Raw genomic sequence first — 18,165 nt, forward strand, 5'->3', positions numbered from 1 at the left:
GAGATGACAATGGTGAATATCAACCAGGGTATCCAGGGAGCCTTGAGAATCGGTCAGACGGCGAGCGTACTCGGCCGTACAGGCATAGGCTGGCTGCGCGGCCACCGGCCACCTGCCCCACGCCTGTTGCGGGAAACGTTTGAGTCACTGGGAGCGACCTACATCAAGCTGGGCCAATTCATTGCCAGTTCCCCTACTTTTTTCCCTCGCGAATATGTGGATGAATTCCAGGGGTGTCTGGACCGTACTCCCAGTCTTCCCTTCTCTTCCGTTCGTCGGATTATCCGTCAGGAGCTCGGCCGGCCTCTGGAAGAGGTCTACAGCGAGATCAATCCTGTGGCGTTGGCCTCGGCGTCCATTGCGCAGGTTCATGCAGCGCGCTTGGTAACCGGCGAGGACGTGGTCATCAAGGTGCAGAAGCCGAATGTGGAAACGGTTCTGCTGACGGATCTCAATTTCCTGTACCTGTCATCGAGGCTGATTGAAACCCTGGCGCCGAAGCTGTCCTGGACCTCTCTGTCCGGCATTGTGGAAGAGATCCAGCAAACCATGATGGAAGAGTGTGATTTCATTCAGGAGGCCCGGAACCTGAACACGTTCCGAAGGTTCCTCCAGAACACCCATAATGAAGACGTGGCCGTTCCGAAAGTCTACGAGGAGTGCAGTACGCGCCGTGTTCTGACAATGGAACGATTTTATGGTGTGCCGCTGACGGATCTGGAAACTATCCGGCGGGTCACCAATGATCCGGAACACACCCTGATTACCGCCATGAATACCTGGTTTGCCAGCCTTACCCAGTGTGAGTTCTTCCATGCGGATGTCCACGCCGGCAACCTCATGGTGCTCGACGATGGCCGGGTTGGTTTTATCGATTTCGGCATCGTCGGCAGGATACGCCCGGAAACTTGGCAGGCCGTTTCGGATTTTATTGGTGCTGTAATGGCGGGCAACTTCGATGGCATGGCGGACGCCATGGTGCGTATTGGCATCACTCGGGAGAGTGTGGATGTGCCTGCCCTTTCCCGGGATCTGAGTCAACTGTACCGTAACATGGATCGTATGGTTCCTGATGACTCGGCACTTCATAGTCATGGGGACGAGACGGAAGATGAAGTGAACAACATCCTCATGGAAGTGGTCCGCATAGGCGAGGACCATGGCCTTCACTTCCCAAGAGAGTTCGCGCTGTTGCTCAAACAGTTCCTCTATTTTGATCGCTACGTGCATATCCTGGCGCCGGAGATGGATGTGTTTATGGATGATCGACTTACCATGCTTCACTGATGGCGCTGCTTTCCCTCCAGACCGAGAATTTTCGTAATCTGTCCCCGGGCACCCTTCGCTTTTCCCCTCAGGTTAATCTTGTTTACGGAGCCAATGGCAGTGGCAAGACCAGCCTGTTGGAGGCAATCGGTTATCTTGGTCTGGGGCGGTCTTTTCGTCAGGGGCGACACCAGGTTGTGTGCCGGCAGGGGCATGAGCGATTGGTCGTGTTCGGGGAAGTGGAGGTCTCGGACGGGACCGGGCAGGGGAAACATCGAAACAAGGTGTTTCGTCTCGGGATGTCCCGGGATATCCAGAAGAAGGAAACCCGCCTCCGGGTTGATGGTGAAAATGTTCACAGTCTCTCGGTTCTGGCCTCGCTATTCCCGGTTTCGGTAATCGATCCGGGCGTGTTCGATATTGTTGCCGGCGGCCCGGGCAAGCGGCGCCAGTTTCTGGACTGGCTGGTGTTCCACGTGGAACCTTCTTTTGGACCACTATGGCAGCAGTGCCAAAGAGCGATATCTCAGCGGAATCAGATCCTCAGAAGTGATAGAATAGACGGCGATCAGTTAAAGGTCTGGGACCGGCAGTTTGTAGCCCTCGCCGAACAGGTGGATAGCCTGAGGCTGAAGGTCTACAAGCGATTTGAACACGAACTCCAGCGTGTCCTGGCGGAAACCCACGGAGATTGGTCAGAAGGGCTCAAGGTACACTTTTCCGCAGGGTGGGACCGAAAGAAGGGGCTCGCCCGAGTGCTTGAAGACGCCCAGGAGCAGGAGCGCAAGGTTGGTCATACCCTCTACGGGCCCAATCGCGCCGATCTCCGGTTCCGATACGAGGGGCAGCCGGTTGCAGACCTGTTTTCCCGCGGACAGCAAAAGACCCTGGTGATTCTGATGAAACTGGCCCAGGGGCAGGTTCTGTCCGCCGTTAACAAACGGGTGACCTTTCTGCTAGATGATATCAACGCGGAGCTGGACGATTACCACCGCCGGCTCCTTGCGGACCGTCTGAACCGCCTGGAGAGCCAGGTGTTCATGACAGCCATTGAACGTCCGGACCCGGCCACCCTCTGGACGGTTCCACCGCCGGATTACCGAATGTTCCACGTGGAACATGGCCGGTTAACGGAAGAACAAATCAGCGCTTCAGGAGCGTCCGAATGAGCGAACAGAGTTACAACTCCTCCAGTATCAAGGTTCTCAAAGGATTGGATGCGGTCCGCAAACGGCCCGGCATGTACATCGGCGATACGGACGACGGAACCGGCCTTCACCATATGGTGTTCGAACTGGTGGATAACTCCATTGACGAAGCTCTGGCTGGCTACTGCTCGGAAATCGGTGTGGTAATCCACGCAGACGAGTCGGTCACGGTAAGAGACAATGGCCGTGGCATCCCGGTCGACCTTCACGAAGAAGAAGGAGTTTCCGCCGCGGAAGTCATCATGACCGTTCTTCACGCCGGTGGAAAATTCGACGACAACTCCTATAAGGTTTCTGGTGGTCTTCATGGCGTCGGCGTATCGGTGGTCAACGCCCTGTCATCGACTCTGAAGCTGACTATCCGCCGGGATAATCAGGTCTACGAACAGACCTATACCCACGGCGTTCCTGACAAGCCCCTCGCTGTCGTTGGTGATACCGACCGTAGCGGAACCGATGTGCATTTCATCCCGTCGCCGGATACCTTTACCCACATTGAATTCCATTACGATATCCTGGCCAAGCGTCTGCGCGAACTCGCTTTTCTGAACTCAGGCGTCCGCATCCGATTACAGGACGAACGTTCAGGAAAGGAAGAGATCTTTGAATACGAAGGCGGCCTGCGGGCTTTCGTCGAGCACCTGAACCAGAACAAGACCCCCATTAACCGGGTGTTCCATTTCAACCGGGAACGGGAAGACGGCATTGCGGTGGAAGTGGCGATGCAATGGAACGATGCCTTCCAGGAGAACATCTACACGTTCACCAATAACATTCCCCAACGGGATGGTGGTACCCATCTGGCCGGGTTCCGCGCTGCCCTGACCCGCTCACTCAACACCTACATCGAGCACGAGGGAATCGGCAAGAAGACCAAGGTCAGCACCTCCGGGGACGATGCCCGGGAAGGCCTGACGGCGATCATCAGCGTAAAGGTGCCCGATCCCAAGTTCTCCTCCCAGACCAAGGACAAACTGGTTTCCTCGGAAGTGAAGACCGCCGTGGAGCAGGAACTCTACCAGGCTTTTTCCGACTTTCTACAGGAACAGCCGAGCGAAGCGAAGCTGATCGTCAACAAGATGATCGAAGCCGCCCGTGCCCGGGAGGCCGCACGCAAGGCCCGGGACATGACTCGCCGCAAGGGTGCCCTGGACATTGCCGGGTTGCCCGGCAAACTGGCCGATTGCCAGGAAAAAGACCCGGCCCTGTCCGAGCTGTTCATTGTGGAGGGCGATTCCGCCGGTGGGTCGGCCAAGCAGGGCCGTGACCGTCGCACCCAGGCCATTCTCCCCCTCAAGGGCAAGATCCTGAACGTGGAAAAGGCTCGCTTCGACAAGATGCTGTCGTCGGTAGAAGTGGGCACCCTGATTACAGCCCTGGGCTGCGGTATTGGCCGGGAGGAGTTTGATCCGGAGAAGCTGCGCTACCACTCCATCATCATAATGACCGATGCGGACGTCGACGGCTCACACATCCGCACCCTGCTTCTCACCTTCCTGTTCCGTCAAATGCGGGAAATCATCGAGCGCGGTCATGTATTTATCGCAATGCCGCCACTGTACAAGGTAAAGCGCGGCAAACAGGAGCAGTATCTGAAAGACGAAAAGGCGAAGGAAGCCTATCTGACCCAGACCGCCCTTGAGAACGCCCAGCTTTACGTCAATCCGGATGCGCCGGCGATCAAGGATTCCGCCCTGGAAACCATGGTGAAGGAATATCAGGCTGTAATGGCCATGATCCAGCGCCTGTCCCGGGCATTCCCTGAAAAAGTGCTTCAGCAGATGATCCAGAACAGCACCCTGAAGCCGGATGATCTGGTCTCCGAAGAAGCCGTTGCCCGCTGGGTCGCCCGGCTCGGCGAGGGGCTGGAGCTGGACACCCGCACCGGTACCAAGTACACATTCTCGGTGGAGCGGGACCGTGAGCGTAACCTCTTCCTCCCCAAGGTCACCATTTACGTTCATGGTATTCCTTATACCCATGTTTTCAGCCATGACTTCTTCGAGTCTTCTTCGTACAAGGCAATTTCCCGCCTGGGAGAGACCCTTGACGGCCTGATTGAAGACGGCGCCTACGTACAACGGGGTGAGCGCAAGCAGACCGTGCTGAGTTTCGAAGGTGCCCTGCAATGGCTCATGAAGGAGGCCCAGCGGGGATTGAATATCCAGCGGTACAAGGGTCTGGGCGAGATGAACCCCGAACAGCTCTGGGAAACCACCATGGACCCTGAGACCCGCCGCATGATGAAGGTCACGATCGAAGACGCCATCGCGGCGGACCAGATCTTTACCACTCTGATGGGAGACGATGTGGAGCCCCGGCGGAACTTCATCCAGAGCAATGCATTGTCGGTAACCAATCTGGACGTATAGTTCCCGGATACAAAAAAAGCCCCGATGGAACCTTCAATCCACCGGGGCTTTTTATTGTCCTTGAGTTCAGGCCGAAGAGGTTGTGGCTTCTTGGTGGGTGGCCAAACGGTCGCGAACGGTCTCCTGTTGCGGAAGCAGGTAGGAATAAAGCAGGTCGATGACCTGGTCAGCATAGGTTTCCACGGATATATTCTGCTCCCGGTACTTTCGCCGTTTCAGATACCAGTCCTGCAGCATCGCCTTGATAAGCGAGGACATCAGCCTGGAATTGATATCGCGGAACACTTTCTCATTAATTCCGTCGGAAATGATGTCACAGAAAATCGTTTCCACTTCCCGCTCCGTGACAACCGCTTTCTGTTTCTCCTCAGGCGGCAGATGCTTTGCCTCCATATAGGAAAAATAGAACCAGGGTCGGATCAATTCGCTGAGGAACAGATGGGCCCGGATCGCCTGGGCGAGCCTGTCGGCCGGATCCTTCACTTCCGAAATATAGTGAAACACGGTTCGTCGGGTCAGCATGAATCCGTGACTCTGAATCAGATGAATCAGATCGTCCTTGTTGCGGATATAAGCGTAGAGGCCTCCCATGCTGAAGCCAGAATCCGCACAAAGGTCACGAAGGGTCATGGCGTGGAAACCCTTTGAATTCGCCAGCCGAAGGGTTGAGTCAATAATGCGGGTAAGATTCCGCGTTGCGGTGGTCTCCTTCTTGATGCGGATCCTGTCCATATTCTGCCGATATAATTCACGGCAGATCTCGTCTTTCGAGAGACTCATCTCGGTCTTGAAGGTTTCAAAATCCTGAATCATGTTTCTTGGGCCAGCCTGGAAAGCGCGCAGTATACGATAACGCTTCCGGGCATTGCAGAGGAAAGGCGGAAGGTTTGCGAAGCGCAAGCCTGCTTTTTTTATTTCTTATCCTGTAAAAATAGAGCTCTTGCATAGCTTCTTCAAGGGAAAAAGGAGCGATCCACTATCTTTCTTTATAGAGAAACATATCCCTTTGTTTTATCGTAATTTTTTTGGATTAGCCGACCCACATTGACAAAACGTAAGTGTCTGTTTGATCCCTTGGTGAACCTGTTCCCTCCTTCCCATCTTGATTATCCGTAGCATCTCGAAATCCCCGGCCCCGGGCTATGACCTTAAGTCTGTTATTCCCGTGCAGGCTGTGGATCCGTGATCTATCGAAAAGTAACCTTGATGTCCCGCCCGGGTAGGTCAACCAATTACCCGGACGGGAGATTAGCGCTATCGACAACAGGAGGTCGGTATGAGAACCCTTATAGGAAGTACCCTGCTCACCACAGTATTGGCACTGGCCAGTCCCACCAGCCACGCTGTGGCAAGTGGGCCGGTTGGTTTTGCATCCCTCAACGGCGGCACCACCGGTGGAGCCGGTGGTGAAACGGTCACCGTCAGGACCGGTGCTGAACTTTACGACGTGCTCAAGGAACAGCGCAATTCAGATACTCCGCTGACGGTGTTGGTTGAAGGACGAATTACCCCCGACAACACGGGTGAGTCCAAGATCGACCTCAAGGACGTGCGTAACGTTACCGTCCTTGGTGCGCCTGGCGGCGCGGAATTCGACGGAATCGGCATCAAGCTCTCCCGCGCTCATAACATCATCATTCGTAACCTGATCATCCATCACGTGGACACCGGCGACAAGGACGCTATCAGTGTCGAGGGCGGTAGCAGCAATATCTGGATCGACCACAACGAGTTGTATGCCTCACTGGATGTCGACAAGGATCACTACGACGGACTGCTGGATACCAAGCGAGGTTCGGAATACATCACGATCTCTTACAACTATTTCCATGACAGCTGGAAAGCCAGCCTTCATGGTTCCAGTGACAGTGACCAAGGGCAGCGTTTGATAACCTTCCACCACAACCGTTGGGAAAACATCAATTCAAGAGCCCCCCTCTTCCGTTTCGGCGAAGGCCATATTTTCAATAACTACTATTACAACGTAATCGATAGTGGCATCAACAGCCGGATGAGCGCGCGACTCCGGATTGAGAACAATCATTTTGAAAACGCCAACAACCCGATAGTGTCCTTTTACAGTGATGAAATCGGTTTCTGGGACCTGACGAACAACTTCCTGGATGGGGTTTACTGGAACGATAACAGCGGTCCGGTGGCCGGCGAGGCCATGGTCTCCACAACCCGCTACCAGCCCCCCTATCGCTACACCCTGGATGACATTACCTGTGTCAGGGACATCGTGATGGCCACCGCCGGCGCGGGCAAGGGTTTGCGGACGTCTGACGGAAGCTGTGAGGCCACCACACCGGTGCCACCGACAACGCCGACACCGGACCCCACACCGGAACCGCCCGAACCGGAGCAGCCGAAGCCAGAACAGCCTGGCAGCCCGGACCCGGGAATGCCCGATCCGAATCCGGGAGACCGGGGAGAGAACCTCTCCTTGTCGGCCGGTGCCGATGGCAGCAGCAAGGCGAGTGGTTCCAGTTACGGCAATGCCATTGACGGTGACACCGGCAGTTTCTGGCAACCGGCTTCGACCAGCGGTGAGCGGATCTCGGTGAAACGTATGGCGCCTTTTAACACGGTTGTTATCCGGGAGCTGAATGACGCCACCCGAAACTGGCGACTAGTAAACCACGAAACCGGTGAGGTGCTCGCCAGCGGGCAAAGGCTGGGCACGGAGACCACCATCACGGGACTTGGAACCCAAAACATCTACAAGCTGGACCTGGAGATTCTCAATGCCGCTGCTGCGCCCCGGATTGCGGAAATCGAGCTGTACAATGCGGCACCGGGAACCGGCGACAACGACAGTGGATCGCCATCGACACCGGACCAGGGCGAACCGGAGCCCCAGCAGCTGGTGCTGGAGGAAAACCAACCCGGTTTCTGTGGTGTGGACGGCGTCATCGAGAGCGAGCATGCCGGCTTTAGCGGTGCGGGCTATGCCAACACCAGCAACGTCTACGGGACCGGGGTGGCCTGGCAGGTCAACGTAGCGGAGGCGGGACACTATGATCTGGTGGTGCGGTTCGCCAACGGAGCAACAGCCCGCTCCGGATCACTGTACGTCAACGACCGTTGGGTAACGGCGGAGGACTTCCGGTCCACCGGCGCCTGGAACAGCTACCGGGATACCGCGGTGTTATCGGTCACTCTGGGTACGGGGGCAAACCGAATCGCTCTGCGAGCCACCAACGACAGCGGCCTGCCGAATATTGACCGGATTCAACTGGAGGGCCTGGCCGTAAGCGCGGTTGACTGCAACTAGTCCGGTTAAGGGGCCTTCAACGGGAAGGCCCCTTAACTTTTCCGGTCCTCTTTCTCGGCGAGATGGGGGGCGAGCACTTCTTCCAATGTATGACCGGTCAGGCGCCGGATGCTGCGCCACAGATAGAAGAAAATGGCGATCATCATGACCATGGAGGGAATGGCGATCATCGGGTAACTCACCAGGGTCATGCGACCGAGTTCCTCGTTGAAGGCCTGGGTTCCGGACGGGCTTGTTACGATCCAGCGGGCCAGAATGTAATTCATGATGGCCGAAAACAGGAACGTTCCTGCAAAGAAATAACTGGCCTTCAGCAGCCGGCTGTCGAATTCCTCCTCGCACCCCCGCTCCTTCAGCGACTGCTGAATCTTTGCCGTATCCAGAACATTGGGGTTATAAAGCAGGGTGCGCACCAGGGGATATCGGGTGCGGGTGGAGATCAGCACCGCGATGCCAATCGCCAGGGGAACGGCCGCTTCCTTGATAGCCAGCCACCGGGCATCGATGGCCAGCAGGCCGATACCCCCGGTCAGGCCTACACTGATAACCCCGAGGACGGCAATGAAGTTCTTTTTGCGATAACGAATCAGTTCGAACAGACCCCATCCCATGGGAAACGCCAGGCCCACCAGCAACGCCCAGGTATTGCCCAGGTACTCATCGCCGCTGAGCTTCATCAGGATTACCGAGGGGATAATGATACTGACCAGCAGGTCCACCCAGGGGCGGGGTTTGTGGTCGGGGATATTCTTGGAGTGTTCGGTCATTGCCAGCGCCTGCCGTTAACGTGCTTTGGGCAGGATGATAACACGGCTATGGCAGGAGTTTTGGTTGATCACTGCGCAGCAGCAACGTTTCCCCGGGCTGGAGGGTCATCCGGAAGTTCCCGGTTGTAGAGGGCCGCAATCAGGTCGGACTGGGTGACCATACCTACCAGCCGATCCTCGGCATCGACGATAGGGATATGATGAAGTCCCTTGTCGGACAGTAACGGTACCAGGTTGGCTATATGGTCACTCTGGCGAGCCGAAAAGACCTCTGTCGCCATGATCTGGCCGACAACCTCCGGTTTTTCAGTGGGGGTGAACGGTGAGCTTTTACGGAGGAAGGCCTCGATATCTTCCGCGAACGTCCGATAGGTCTTCAGATTGGCCCGTTTCAGGAAGTCCACCAGCGAGATCACTCCGGTAATCCGGTGTGCCCGGTCCACCACTGGCAGTATTTTTACCTTGTGGTACCGTAACAACGCCCAGGCATCCTCAAGGTCTGTACCGTATTCCACGGTGATAAGGTCGGTGGACATAATATCGGCACAGGTCACCTCCCCCATTCGCCGTCTGTACGCAATGCTCTGGGCCATGCCGTAGAGCTGGTTCAGGTCCTGTTCATTGACGTCGAGGAAAGAGGTGTATTCACTCAGTGCGTGATGGAGGTCTTCCGGCCGAATACCAAGGCGTTTCATTGGACTCGGGTCATTGTGCCTGTGGGCGGGGTCTTCTTCCCTGACAGGAGGTACCGGATAGGATTTACCGAGCCAGTAGCGGTTCAGCATAATGGCTATGGCCAGCATGACGAGTACGTTCAGGCCTACGGGGTAAAAGACAAAGTCGAAGCCCAGAGGCTGGTCCTGAGCGGCAATGACAGGCACCAGAGCGGCGGCTCCCCCCGGGGGATGCACACATTCGAAGAGATACATCGCGAAAAGGCTGATGCCCACCGTGGCCGCGGCCGCGATGGCCAGATCGGGGAAAAACTGCGCGCAGGCGACACCAATGGCGGCAGGCAACAGGTGGCCACCGACAAATGACCAGGGCTGGGCCAGCGGGCTGTTGGGAAGGGCGAACAGTAGAATCGCTGAGGCGCCCATGGAGGCAACCAGCACCGGCCAGTGAGGGGTGGACGAAAACTGCTGACTGAACAGGATCACCGCGAGAATGGAAATTGCTGCCGCTATTCCGATCTTGAGCCGGTCAATCAGCGGTAAAGAGGAGAGGGACTGACGGCCCGATACCCCCACGCCGGTGAACTCCAGGAGTTTGCGGAGAAAGAGGCGCGCCCCGGCTCTTTTTCTTATGTTGTCGGGCATAGATGATCACCATGGTGGCCGGCGTCCTGACCCAAAAAGGGGCTCCGCCTGTTCCATATTGGTGCATCATATACCAGAAAACCCGGACAATTCAGCCGCTTTCACTTGCATCGGGCCTTACCCGGCCTTCTTTTTAGTGGACGTTCTGTCGGTAACCGCATCCGGGGGTCCGATCGGGCTTACCGGAGGCTCCTACTCATATGGTGAGGGTTCAACATGAAGCCCTTGTTCAAATAGAGCCGGAGGGCATCGTGCCGCTGATGGCCGGTATCAAGATGGGCCCCGTCACGCCTGAGTGGTGGCTACCGAATCCTGAAACGCAGTTTACCAGTATTCCGCGATGAGACCCGAACGGTGTCCTGGGATCAAGTGGCACGGGCGTCATAGCTTTGGTTGCTTTCAGGATGCGCCCTGCTATATTCGATACCGAATACAAGCGCGGAAAAACGAACAGATCCGAACATGGTTGGCCTAACAACACGAACAACAATCAACCGGAGAAGGAACATGCAAGGGATGGAATTTCGGGGTTCACGCCGGCTCGCCGGCAAGCTGGCGATGGCGTTTTTTGGAGTGTTGCTCTCAGGAGGCATGGCAATGGCGGGTGCCGTTGAATGGCGAGTGATGGAAGCATCCGATGGCACCGGGGTTCACTACCGGTACTGGCCTGCGACGTCCGAGCCACACGCCGTGGTGCAGGTTGTCCATGGGGCTGCGGAGCATAGCGGACGCTATGACCGTTTTGCCCAGTTCCTGAACCGCCATGGCTACGCGGTCTATGCCACGGACCATCGCGGTCATGGCCGCACCCGGGTACGCTCCGAGGAGCTGGGTGACGCCGGTCCCGATGCCTGGAACAGCTTTGTCAGGGACGAGATGCAACTGAGTACCGTCATTCGTGACGAACATCCCGATGCGGATCTGGTGCTGTTCGGCCATAGCCTGGGGTCATTCATAGCGCAGGATTACATTACCCGCCAGCCGGAGCTGATCGACGGTCTGGTATTGTCTGGCACCGCCTACGGTCCGCCCCCACCCCAGGACCTGCTCGAGGCCCTGGACGCAGCTGCCGGAGAGGCACCACTGGCGGACTCCCAGGTCTGGGCCGGTATTTTCACCGACTTCAACAAACCGTTCAGCGACGAACCCGGCTTCCAGTGGCTGAGTCGTGACGAGGCTGAAGTGCAGAAATACCTGGATGATCCCCAGTCCGGGTTCGCATTCAGCAACGAACTGGTGCGGGATTTCTTCCAGGGCATGGCGGATCTGCGGGACCCTGCCCGCGAGCAGGCCATTCCGAAGGATCTGCCGGTGCTGGTCATCCAGGGGGAACTGGACCCCGTGGGAAATAACCTGGAAGGCACCAGGGCCCTGCTTGAGCGCTATAAAGCGCTGGGTCTGACCAGGGTCGAGCATGAATTCTACGACGATGCCCGCCACGAACTGCTGAACGAAACCAATCGTGAGCAGGTGCAGGAGGATGTCCTGGCCTGGCTCAATGATCTGACCCGCTGACCCGCTGACCCGCGGGCCAGTCCTCGCCGACACGGTGCCTCAATAGTGGCACTGGCAGCACACCGGGGAGAGGCTTCCTCCCCGGTGTGGTTTGCTACGGGGCAATCCAGCCCTCTCAGCGCCGCATCTGGCGTTCAATGAAGGCCCGTCGGCTAGATGATTGCCGCAAGAATCTGGATACTCATGATAAATAAACAAACCACGCCTACCGCGAACGCCACCGTACGCCACGGCTGGATTCCGCCCAGGTAAAATACTGTATGAAGGTAGCGGGCTCCGGTAAACACCAGGAAGAGCCAGGCCGCCATTTCAGGGGATGCACCCACCAGAATGTAAGCCACCCCCAGGCCCAGGAAAATGGGAATATTCTCGAGATCATTCAGCCAGGCCCGGGCCGCTCTCTGGACTTGAGGTAATTCCTCTCTCGCCGGCTCACGACCGACAAAGGCAGCATCTTCAGGGATCTTGAAGGTCATTTTCCCGATTCGGTGAAAGGCCTGGTAAGCGGAAGTGGCGAACATTTTGAAGAAGAGCAACACCGTGGCCAGGGCGTACCAAAAGATTGTCTGGTCCATGATTTTTCCCGGTTTTCTGATGTGGAGCGAGATAGCGGTCTCGCAACGTGATGGTATGGGTTGTAGAGAAAAAGGTAACCGACTGCATATTTCAAGGGGAAGACCGGAACAGACGATTCCCGCCTTGTGCCGGGGCTATGACATCGAGGACATTCATGGGCCCGGCTGATCCGGCGGTATCCCGCAACCTCCATTCTCACGGCACCGCCGACAGCCCAACCACCCAGTCAATCATGGGTGCAGGATAGATACCCAGAAGGAGGATCACCACCGCAGTGGCCAGCAGGGTCAGGCCGCCGACGCGGTTGCCCCAGTCGTTGGTGGCGTCTCTCCGGCGCATGCCCGGCTCGGGCATATAGAGGGTGACCATTACCCGCAGGTAGTAGAAAATGCCGATGGCACTGCCGGCAACGATCCCGCCCACCAGCCACCAGCGACTGTCCGCCACACCCAGGGCGATCACGTAGAATTTGCCGATGAAGCCCGCTGTCAGCGGAATGCCCGCCAGTGACAGGAAGCTGACTGTCATGACGGCCGCCAGCCAGGGCCGACGCCAGAACAGACCCCGGTAGTGGTGCAGACCGGCGGCGTCCTCTCCGCTGAAGGGGCTGGACACCTGGGTCACCACACCAAAGGCTGCCAGGGTTGTCGCCAGGTAGGTGACCAGATAGACGCCGGTGGTTTCCACCGCCAGGGAGCCACCGGCCACCACGGCTACCAGCAGGTAGCCGAAATGGGCAATGGAGGAATAGCCCAGCAGCCGCTTGAGGTTGGACTGGAACAGCGCCAGCAGGTTGCCGCCAAGCATGGTAATCAGAGCCAGCAGGCTTATCAGAGTGAGTAACCATTCACTCTCAAATATTGGCGCCGTCAGCACCAGCCGTATCAGCACCGCAAAAACCGCCAGTTTGCTGACCGTGGCGAGGAAAATAGTGGCCGGTGCGGGGCCACCCTGATACACGTCCGGTGTCCACAGATGGAAAGGTATTACCGAGAGCTTGAACCCCAGCCCCGCCAGCATGAGGGCGGCCCCGGCCAGGGTCCAGCTATCGGGACTTGCGGCAAGGCCGGCCGCCAGTCCCGCCAGGTCAAGGCGACCGGTACGGGCATAGATCAATGCCATGCCGAACAGGAGGAAGGCCGTGGCGGCGGCGGAGAGGATCAGGTACTTGATCCCCGCCTCCAGTGAACGCTCTGCCCGGAAGCTGTAGGCCAGCATCCCGTAAAGCGGCATCGACAGCAGTTCCAGGCTGATGAACAGGGTGGCCAGGTGATCGCTGGCCACCAGGCCCAGGGCGCCGGTCACCGCGCACAGCAACAGCAGGTAGAACTCCTCCCGTGGTCCGAGGTATCCGGTCAGGTAGTGGTGACTGAGGGCCACGGTGACCAGCGCTGATAGCAAAACAAGGGTACTGGCCATGATCGCCAGGCCATCCACCTGCATCAGGGGTGGTGACTCCGGTGCGCCATAGGCCATGGGCAGGGCAAGCAGGGCAAGCACCAGGCCCGCGGCGGAAACGAGGGCGGTGACGCCATGGTGGCGCTGCCAGGCAATCCCCAGCATGACCACAACGGCGGTGGTAGCCACAATGATCAGTGGCAAAACGGCGAGAAGACTGTTCAGGGTCAGCATCAGTCCACCTCCCCTGCCAGCGTGGACAGCTTGCCGTCGGTGAACAGCTCCGCTGCCGGCCCCGAGACAGCCGCGGTGGTGTCCAGCAGCGGCTGTGGATAAAGGCCCACGAGCAGCACCAGTGCCACCAATGCCAGCATCATGCCGTATTCACGCAGGTCCGGCCCGGGCAGGGAGCCCTGGCGGTGAACCGGGCCGAAGTGGACCCGCTGCATCAGCAGCAGCGAATAGATGGCCGCCAGCACCAGCCCGCCGCTGGCAATCACCACCACCACCGGTGCAGTGGGGAAGGTTCCGAACAGGATCATGAATTCTCCAACGAAGTTGGCAGTGGCCGGCATGCCCAGGGATGCCGCCACAAAACACAGGGTGAATCCCGGCAGTATGGGTATCCGTCCCCAGAGCCCGCCCATGATGCGCATATCGCGGGTGTGGAGACGCTCATAGATCTGCCCGCTGAGAATGAACAGCCCGGCGCTGGAAAAGGCATGGGCCACCATCAGCACCACGGCTCCCTGGATCGCCAGTTCGGACCCGGAATAGAGCGCGATCAGCACAAAGCCCATGTGGGAGATGCTGGTGTAGGCGATCAGTCGCTTGATGTCCTGCTGCCCACAGGCGAGAACGGCGCCGTAGATGATTCCCACCAGCCCCAGGGTCATGGCCACCGGGGCGAAGGCCTGCGACTCCTCCGGAAACAGCGGCAGGGCAAAGCGGAGAATGCCGTAGGCGGCGGTTTTCAGAAGGATGCCCGCCAGGTCCACGCTGCCGGCCGTGGGCGCCTGTGCATGGGCATCGGGCAGCCAGCCGTGGAAAGGCACCACCGGCAGTTTGACCGCAAAGGCGATGAAGAAGCCCAGCATCAGCCAGGGGGCCAGGGCGTCCGGTACGTCGGTGCCCCGCAAAACGTCGTAGCTGAACGAGAAAACGCCGGTGTTGGCGTAGTGCACGAACACCAGCGTGAGGATGGCCACCAGCATCAACAGGCCACTGGCCTGGGTGTAGATGAAGAAGCGGGTGGCCGCCCGTATCCGGGTATGGCCGGCGGAGCCGCTGTGGCCCCAGAGGGCGATCAGGAAGTACATCGGCACCAGCATCATTTCCCAGAACAGGAAGAACAGGAACAGGTCCAGGGCCAGGAACACGCCCACCACGCCGCCGAGAATCCACAGCAGGTTGAGATGGAAGAACCCGACCCGGTGGGCGATTTCATGCCAGGAGCACAGTACCGCCAGGGCGCCCAGGAAGCCGGTCAGGGCCACCAGGATCAGGGAGAGCCCGTCCAGGGCCAGGTGGATTTCGATGCCAAAGCGGGGAATCCAGGGCGCTCGCCATTCCAGCAACCAGGGGCTCTGGCCGCCATCCGGCAGGCTGAAGTCCCCGGTCCACCACAGGACGATGCTGATCACCAGCACGAAGAGCATGGTGGCCAGGGCAATCCAGCGGGGTGCCTTATCGCCCCAGCGCTCCGCCTGCCAGCAAAACAGGCCGCCGAGGAACGGAATCAGGATCAGCCAGACCAGGATCATGCCGCACCTCCCGGCGCCAGAGCCAGGACCGCCAGGATAACGGTGACGCCGAGCACCATGACCGTGGCGTAACTGCGCATCCGTCCATTCTGGGTCCTTACCAGCCCGGCGTTCAGGACCCGGGCGATCAGCGCAGGCAGGTTCATGGCCAGATTGACCAGGTCGTGCCTGAGCAGATTCACCATCAGTTGCCAGGGTCTTACCAGCAGCCGGTCGAACAGGCCATCAAAGCCCCAGGCGTGGTGCCACACCGACCAGAGACGGCGGCCAGTACCGTGACTGGCCTGGCGCTGCAGCCATTCCCGGCGCATCATGAACAGCCAGCCCGCTAACGCCAGGCCGGCAACGACTGCGCCGATGGCCAGCACCTGCAGCAGGGTATGACCCTCCTCCACGCCCTCGCCCGGCGCGGAGGGAAAAAGCCTGTCCAGCCCAGGATAGAGCCAGGCGCCGATAAATGTGGAGAGTATCGCCAGTACAACCAGGGGCAGGTGGTGGGTAATGAGGTTGGTGCCCGGCTCGGGATGGCGGGAATGGTCACTGCCGGCTTCGCCATGGAAGGTGCCCAGAATAAGCCTCACGGTGTAGATCCCGGTGAGCACGGCACCCAGCAGCCCAGCCAGCAGGAGGCCATTGTTGCCGGCCGCCATGGCCTGCCAGAGAATCTCGTCCTTACTGTAGAAGCCCGCAGTGACCAGCGGCAGAGCCACCAGGGCCGAGCCGCCCACCAGGAAGCCGCCATAGGCCACGGGCAGCCGGCGCCAGAGACCGCCGAGACGGGCCATGTCCTGCTCGTGATGGCAACTGATAATCACTGCCCCGGCGGAAAGGAACAGCAGTGCCTTGAAAAAGGCGTGGGTCACCAGATGGAAAATGGCGGCATCAAAGGCCCCTACTCCCAGGGCCAGAAACATGTAGCCAATCTGGCTCATGGTGGAATAGGCCAGCACCCGTTTTATGTCGGTCTGGGCCAGGGCGGCGAAGGCGGCGAGCAGCATCGACACCGCGCCAATCACACCTACCAGCAGGAGCACATCGGGCGCCAGCAGGAACAGCCCGTTGAGGCGGGCAATGAGGTAGACACCGGCGGTGACCATGGTGGCGGCGTGGATCAGGGCGGACACCGGAGTGGGACCCGCCATGGCATCCGGCAGCCAGGTGTGCAGCGGAACCTGGGCGGACTTGCCCAGGGCCCCGCCCAGCACCAGCAGGGCCGCAATATTGGCGGTGGTGCTGCCCTCCTGCCACAGTTGCGGTGCCCGCACCAGGATCTCCCCGATATCCAGGGTTCCCAGCTCCCGGAAAATCAGGAACAGACCCAAAGCCAGGAAGACATCGCCGATGCGGGTCACGATGAAAGCCTTGAAGGCGGCCTGACCGTTGGCGCTGTTGTGGTAGTAGTAGCCGATCAGCAGGTAACTGCACAGTCCGACCCCTTCCCAGCCCAGGAAGAGCAGCAGCAGGTTGTCCCCCAGCACCAGCAGCAACATGCTGAACACGAACAGGTTCATCCAGGCATAAAACCTTGCGATGCCGGCCTCCCCTTTCATGTACCAGGCGGCAAACAGGTGGATCAGGAAGCCGACGCCGGTGATCACCGACATCATCATCAGGGCCAGCCCGTCCACAGCCAGACCAATGGTGGGCCGGAAGTCGCCCACCGCGATCCAGGTCCACAGGGTGACATTTTCCGGCGAGCCCGGATACAGGGTCACCGCCCAGGCCGTGGCCAGGGCCGCCAGCCCCACACTGGCCACCCCGATGGTGGCACTGGTCCGGGCTCCCAGTCGGCCCGCCGACAGGGCGAGCAGGAGAGTACCCGCCAGTGGCAGAAGGAACGAGAGTACGACTGCTGGTGCCATCATCCGCGCATCCTGCTGGCTGCATCCAGGTTAAGGGAATGGAAACGCTGGTAGAGCTGGATCATCAGTGCCAGGCCGACGCTGGCTTCGGCTGCCGCCAGGGTAATCACCAGCAGGAACATGGCCTGGCCGTCTGGCTGGTTCCAGGCGGTGCTGCCCACCACAAAGGCCAGGGCAGCGGAATTGAGCATCACCTCCAGGCTCATCAGCACGAACAGCATGTTGCGCCGCAGCATCAGTCCCGCCAGACCCAGACTGAACAGGACCGAGGCCAGAATCAGGCCATGCTCCATGGGGATGCCATTCATTGGTTGCCTCCACGGTTGCGGTTTTGCACGGGGTTGTTGCGGCGGCCCACATGGGATGCCGTTACCAGGGCGGCCAACAACAGGATCGCTGACAGCTCCACCACCATCAGCCAGGGCCCGAACAGGGTCAGGGCCACCGAGCGGGCGGTGAGCAATTCCCCCTCGATCACCCGATCCACACTGCCCTGGGCCAGGAGGGCCACCAGCGCACCGAGGAGGACCAGGGCCAGCAGGGATGGCCCCAGCCAGTGACGGGGATGCAGCCAGGGCTGGTCCCCTCTGGTGTCGGATCGCAGGTTGAGCATCATCACCACGAACACGAACAGCACCATGATGGCGCCGGCGTAGACAATGATTTCCAGGGCGCCGGCAAAGGGGGCCCCCAGGGCGAAGAACACCAGGGCGACGGCAATCAGCGAGACGATCAGATAGACCACCGCATGAATCGGGCTGGTGCCGGTGATTACGCCGATGGTGGCCAGTACCGCCACCAGGCCACTGAGGTAGAAGGCCAGTTCCATCAGGCTACCCCCT

At 59.0% G+C, this 18,165-nt stretch carries 14 protein-coding genes; 5 read left to right on the forward strand and 9 right to left on the reverse strand.

Annotation, left to right across the window (positions count from 1 at the left end; all coding sequences use genetic code 11):
- Positions 1-9: 9 nt before the first annotated feature.
- Genes BM346_RS10975 through gyrB form a run of 3 tightly spaced genes read left to right on the forward strand, consistent with a single transcriptional unit; the run spans position 10 to position 4,846 of the window.
- Positions 10-1,287, forward strand: a complete 1,278-nt coding sequence (locus BM346_RS10975) for an ABC1 kinase family protein (RefSeq protein ID WP_092012151.1) — start codon at positions 10-12, stop codon at positions 1,285-1,287.
- On the forward strand, positions 1,287-2,435 hold the full coding sequence (recF, locus tag BM346_RS10980; RefSeq protein ID WP_092012155.1) for a DNA replication/repair protein RecF: 1,149 nt from the start codon (positions 1,287-1,289) through the stop codon (positions 2,433-2,435). Before BM346_RS10975 ends, recF begins: the two co-directional genes overlap by 1 nt.
- Complete coding sequence (gyrB, locus tag BM346_RS10985; protein ID WP_092012158.1) at positions 2,432-4,846, forward strand: DNA topoisomerase (ATP-hydrolyzing) subunit B; 2,415 nt, start codon at positions 2,432-2,434, stop codon at positions 4,844-4,846. The genes recF and gyrB overlap by 4 nt, the downstream gene beginning before the upstream one ends.
- A gap of 66 nt (positions 4,847-4,912) precedes the next feature.
- On the opposite strand, the gene BM346_RS10990 is transcribed toward gyrB, so the two are convergent.
- The gene (locus BM346_RS10990; protein ID WP_092012161.1) at positions 4,913-5,659 is read right to left on the reverse strand and encodes a TetR/AcrR family transcriptional regulator; all 747 of its coding nucleotides are present in this window, start codon (positions 5,657-5,659) and stop codon (positions 4,913-4,915) included.
- Positions 5,660-6,122: 463 nt separating this feature from the next.
- On the opposite strand from BM346_RS10990, the gene BM346_RS10995 reads away from it, so the two are divergent.
- Positions 6,123-8,123: a pectate lyase family protein gene (locus tag BM346_RS10995; RefSeq protein ID WP_092012164.1), complete on the forward strand. Its 2,001-nt coding sequence runs from the start codon at positions 6,123-6,125 to the stop codon at positions 8,121-8,123.
- A gap of 32 nt (positions 8,124-8,155) precedes the next feature.
- Here BM346_RS10995 and BM346_RS11000 read toward each other — a convergent pair whose 3' ends face one another.
- Complete coding sequence (locus BM346_RS11000; RefSeq protein WP_092012167.1) at positions 8,156-8,890, reverse strand: VC0807 family protein; 735 nt, start codon at positions 8,888-8,890, stop codon at positions 8,156-8,158.
- Positions 8,891-8,958: 68 nt separating this feature from the next.
- Positions 8,959-10,209, reverse strand: a complete 1,251-nt coding sequence (locus BM346_RS11005) for an HPP family protein (protein WP_092012170.1) — start codon at positions 10,207-10,209, stop codon at positions 8,959-8,961.
- Positions 10,210-10,716: 507 nt separating this feature from the next.
- Here BM346_RS11005 and BM346_RS11010 point away from each other — a divergent pair.
- A complete protein-coding gene (locus BM346_RS11010; RefSeq protein WP_175510256.1) occupies positions 10,717-11,724 on the forward strand; it encodes an alpha/beta hydrolase in 1,008 nt (335 codons plus the stop codon).
- A 152-nt stretch (positions 11,725-11,876) separates the two neighbouring features.
- On the opposite strand, the gene BM346_RS11015 is transcribed toward BM346_RS11010, so the two are convergent.
- The 6 genes from BM346_RS11015 to nuoJ form a co-directional block, all read right to left on the reverse strand.
- Complete coding sequence (locus BM346_RS11015) at positions 11,877-12,299, reverse strand: MAPEG family protein (RefSeq protein WP_092012176.1); 423 nt, start codon at positions 12,297-12,299, stop codon at positions 11,877-11,879.
- A 196-nt stretch (positions 12,300-12,495) separates the two neighbouring features.
- Positions 12,496-13,932 carry an NADH-quinone oxidoreductase subunit NuoN gene (nuoN, locus tag BM346_RS11020; protein ID WP_092012179.1) on the reverse strand — a complete coding sequence of 479 codons (1,437 nt, stop codon included), beginning with the start codon at positions 13,930-13,932 and terminating at the stop codon, positions 12,496-12,498.
- Positions 13,932-15,461, reverse strand: coding sequence for an NADH-quinone oxidoreductase subunit M (gene nuoM, locus BM346_RS11025; protein ID WP_092012181.1), 1,530 nt, complete (start codon positions 15,459-15,461; stop codon positions 13,932-13,934). Before nuoM ends, nuoN begins: the two co-directional genes overlap by 1 nt.
- Positions 15,458-17,326: an NADH-quinone oxidoreductase subunit L gene (gene nuoL, locus BM346_RS11030; protein ID WP_092012184.1), complete on the reverse strand. Its 1,869-nt coding sequence runs from the start codon at positions 17,324-17,326 to the stop codon at positions 15,458-15,460. The genes nuoM and nuoL overlap by 4 nt, the downstream gene beginning before the upstream one ends.
- A complete protein-coding gene (gene nuoK / locus BM346_RS11035; RefSeq protein WP_092012187.1) occupies positions 17,323-17,631 on the reverse strand; it encodes an NADH-quinone oxidoreductase subunit NuoK in 309 nt (102 codons plus the stop codon). Before nuoK ends, nuoL begins: the two co-directional genes overlap by 4 nt.
- On the reverse strand, positions 17,628-18,152 hold the full coding sequence (gene nuoJ / locus BM346_RS11040; protein WP_092012190.1) for an NADH-quinone oxidoreductase subunit J: 525 nt from the start codon (positions 18,150-18,152) through the stop codon (positions 17,628-17,630). The genes nuoK and nuoJ overlap by 4 nt, the downstream gene beginning before the upstream one ends.
- Positions 18,153-18,165 lie beyond the last annotated feature (13 nt).

This window comes from Marinobacter daqiaonensis, from assembly GCF_900115285.1.
In the GTDB taxonomy this organism is placed as follows: Bacteria; Pseudomonadota; Gammaproteobacteria; order Pseudomonadales; family Oleiphilaceae; genus Marinobacter; species Marinobacter daqiaonensis.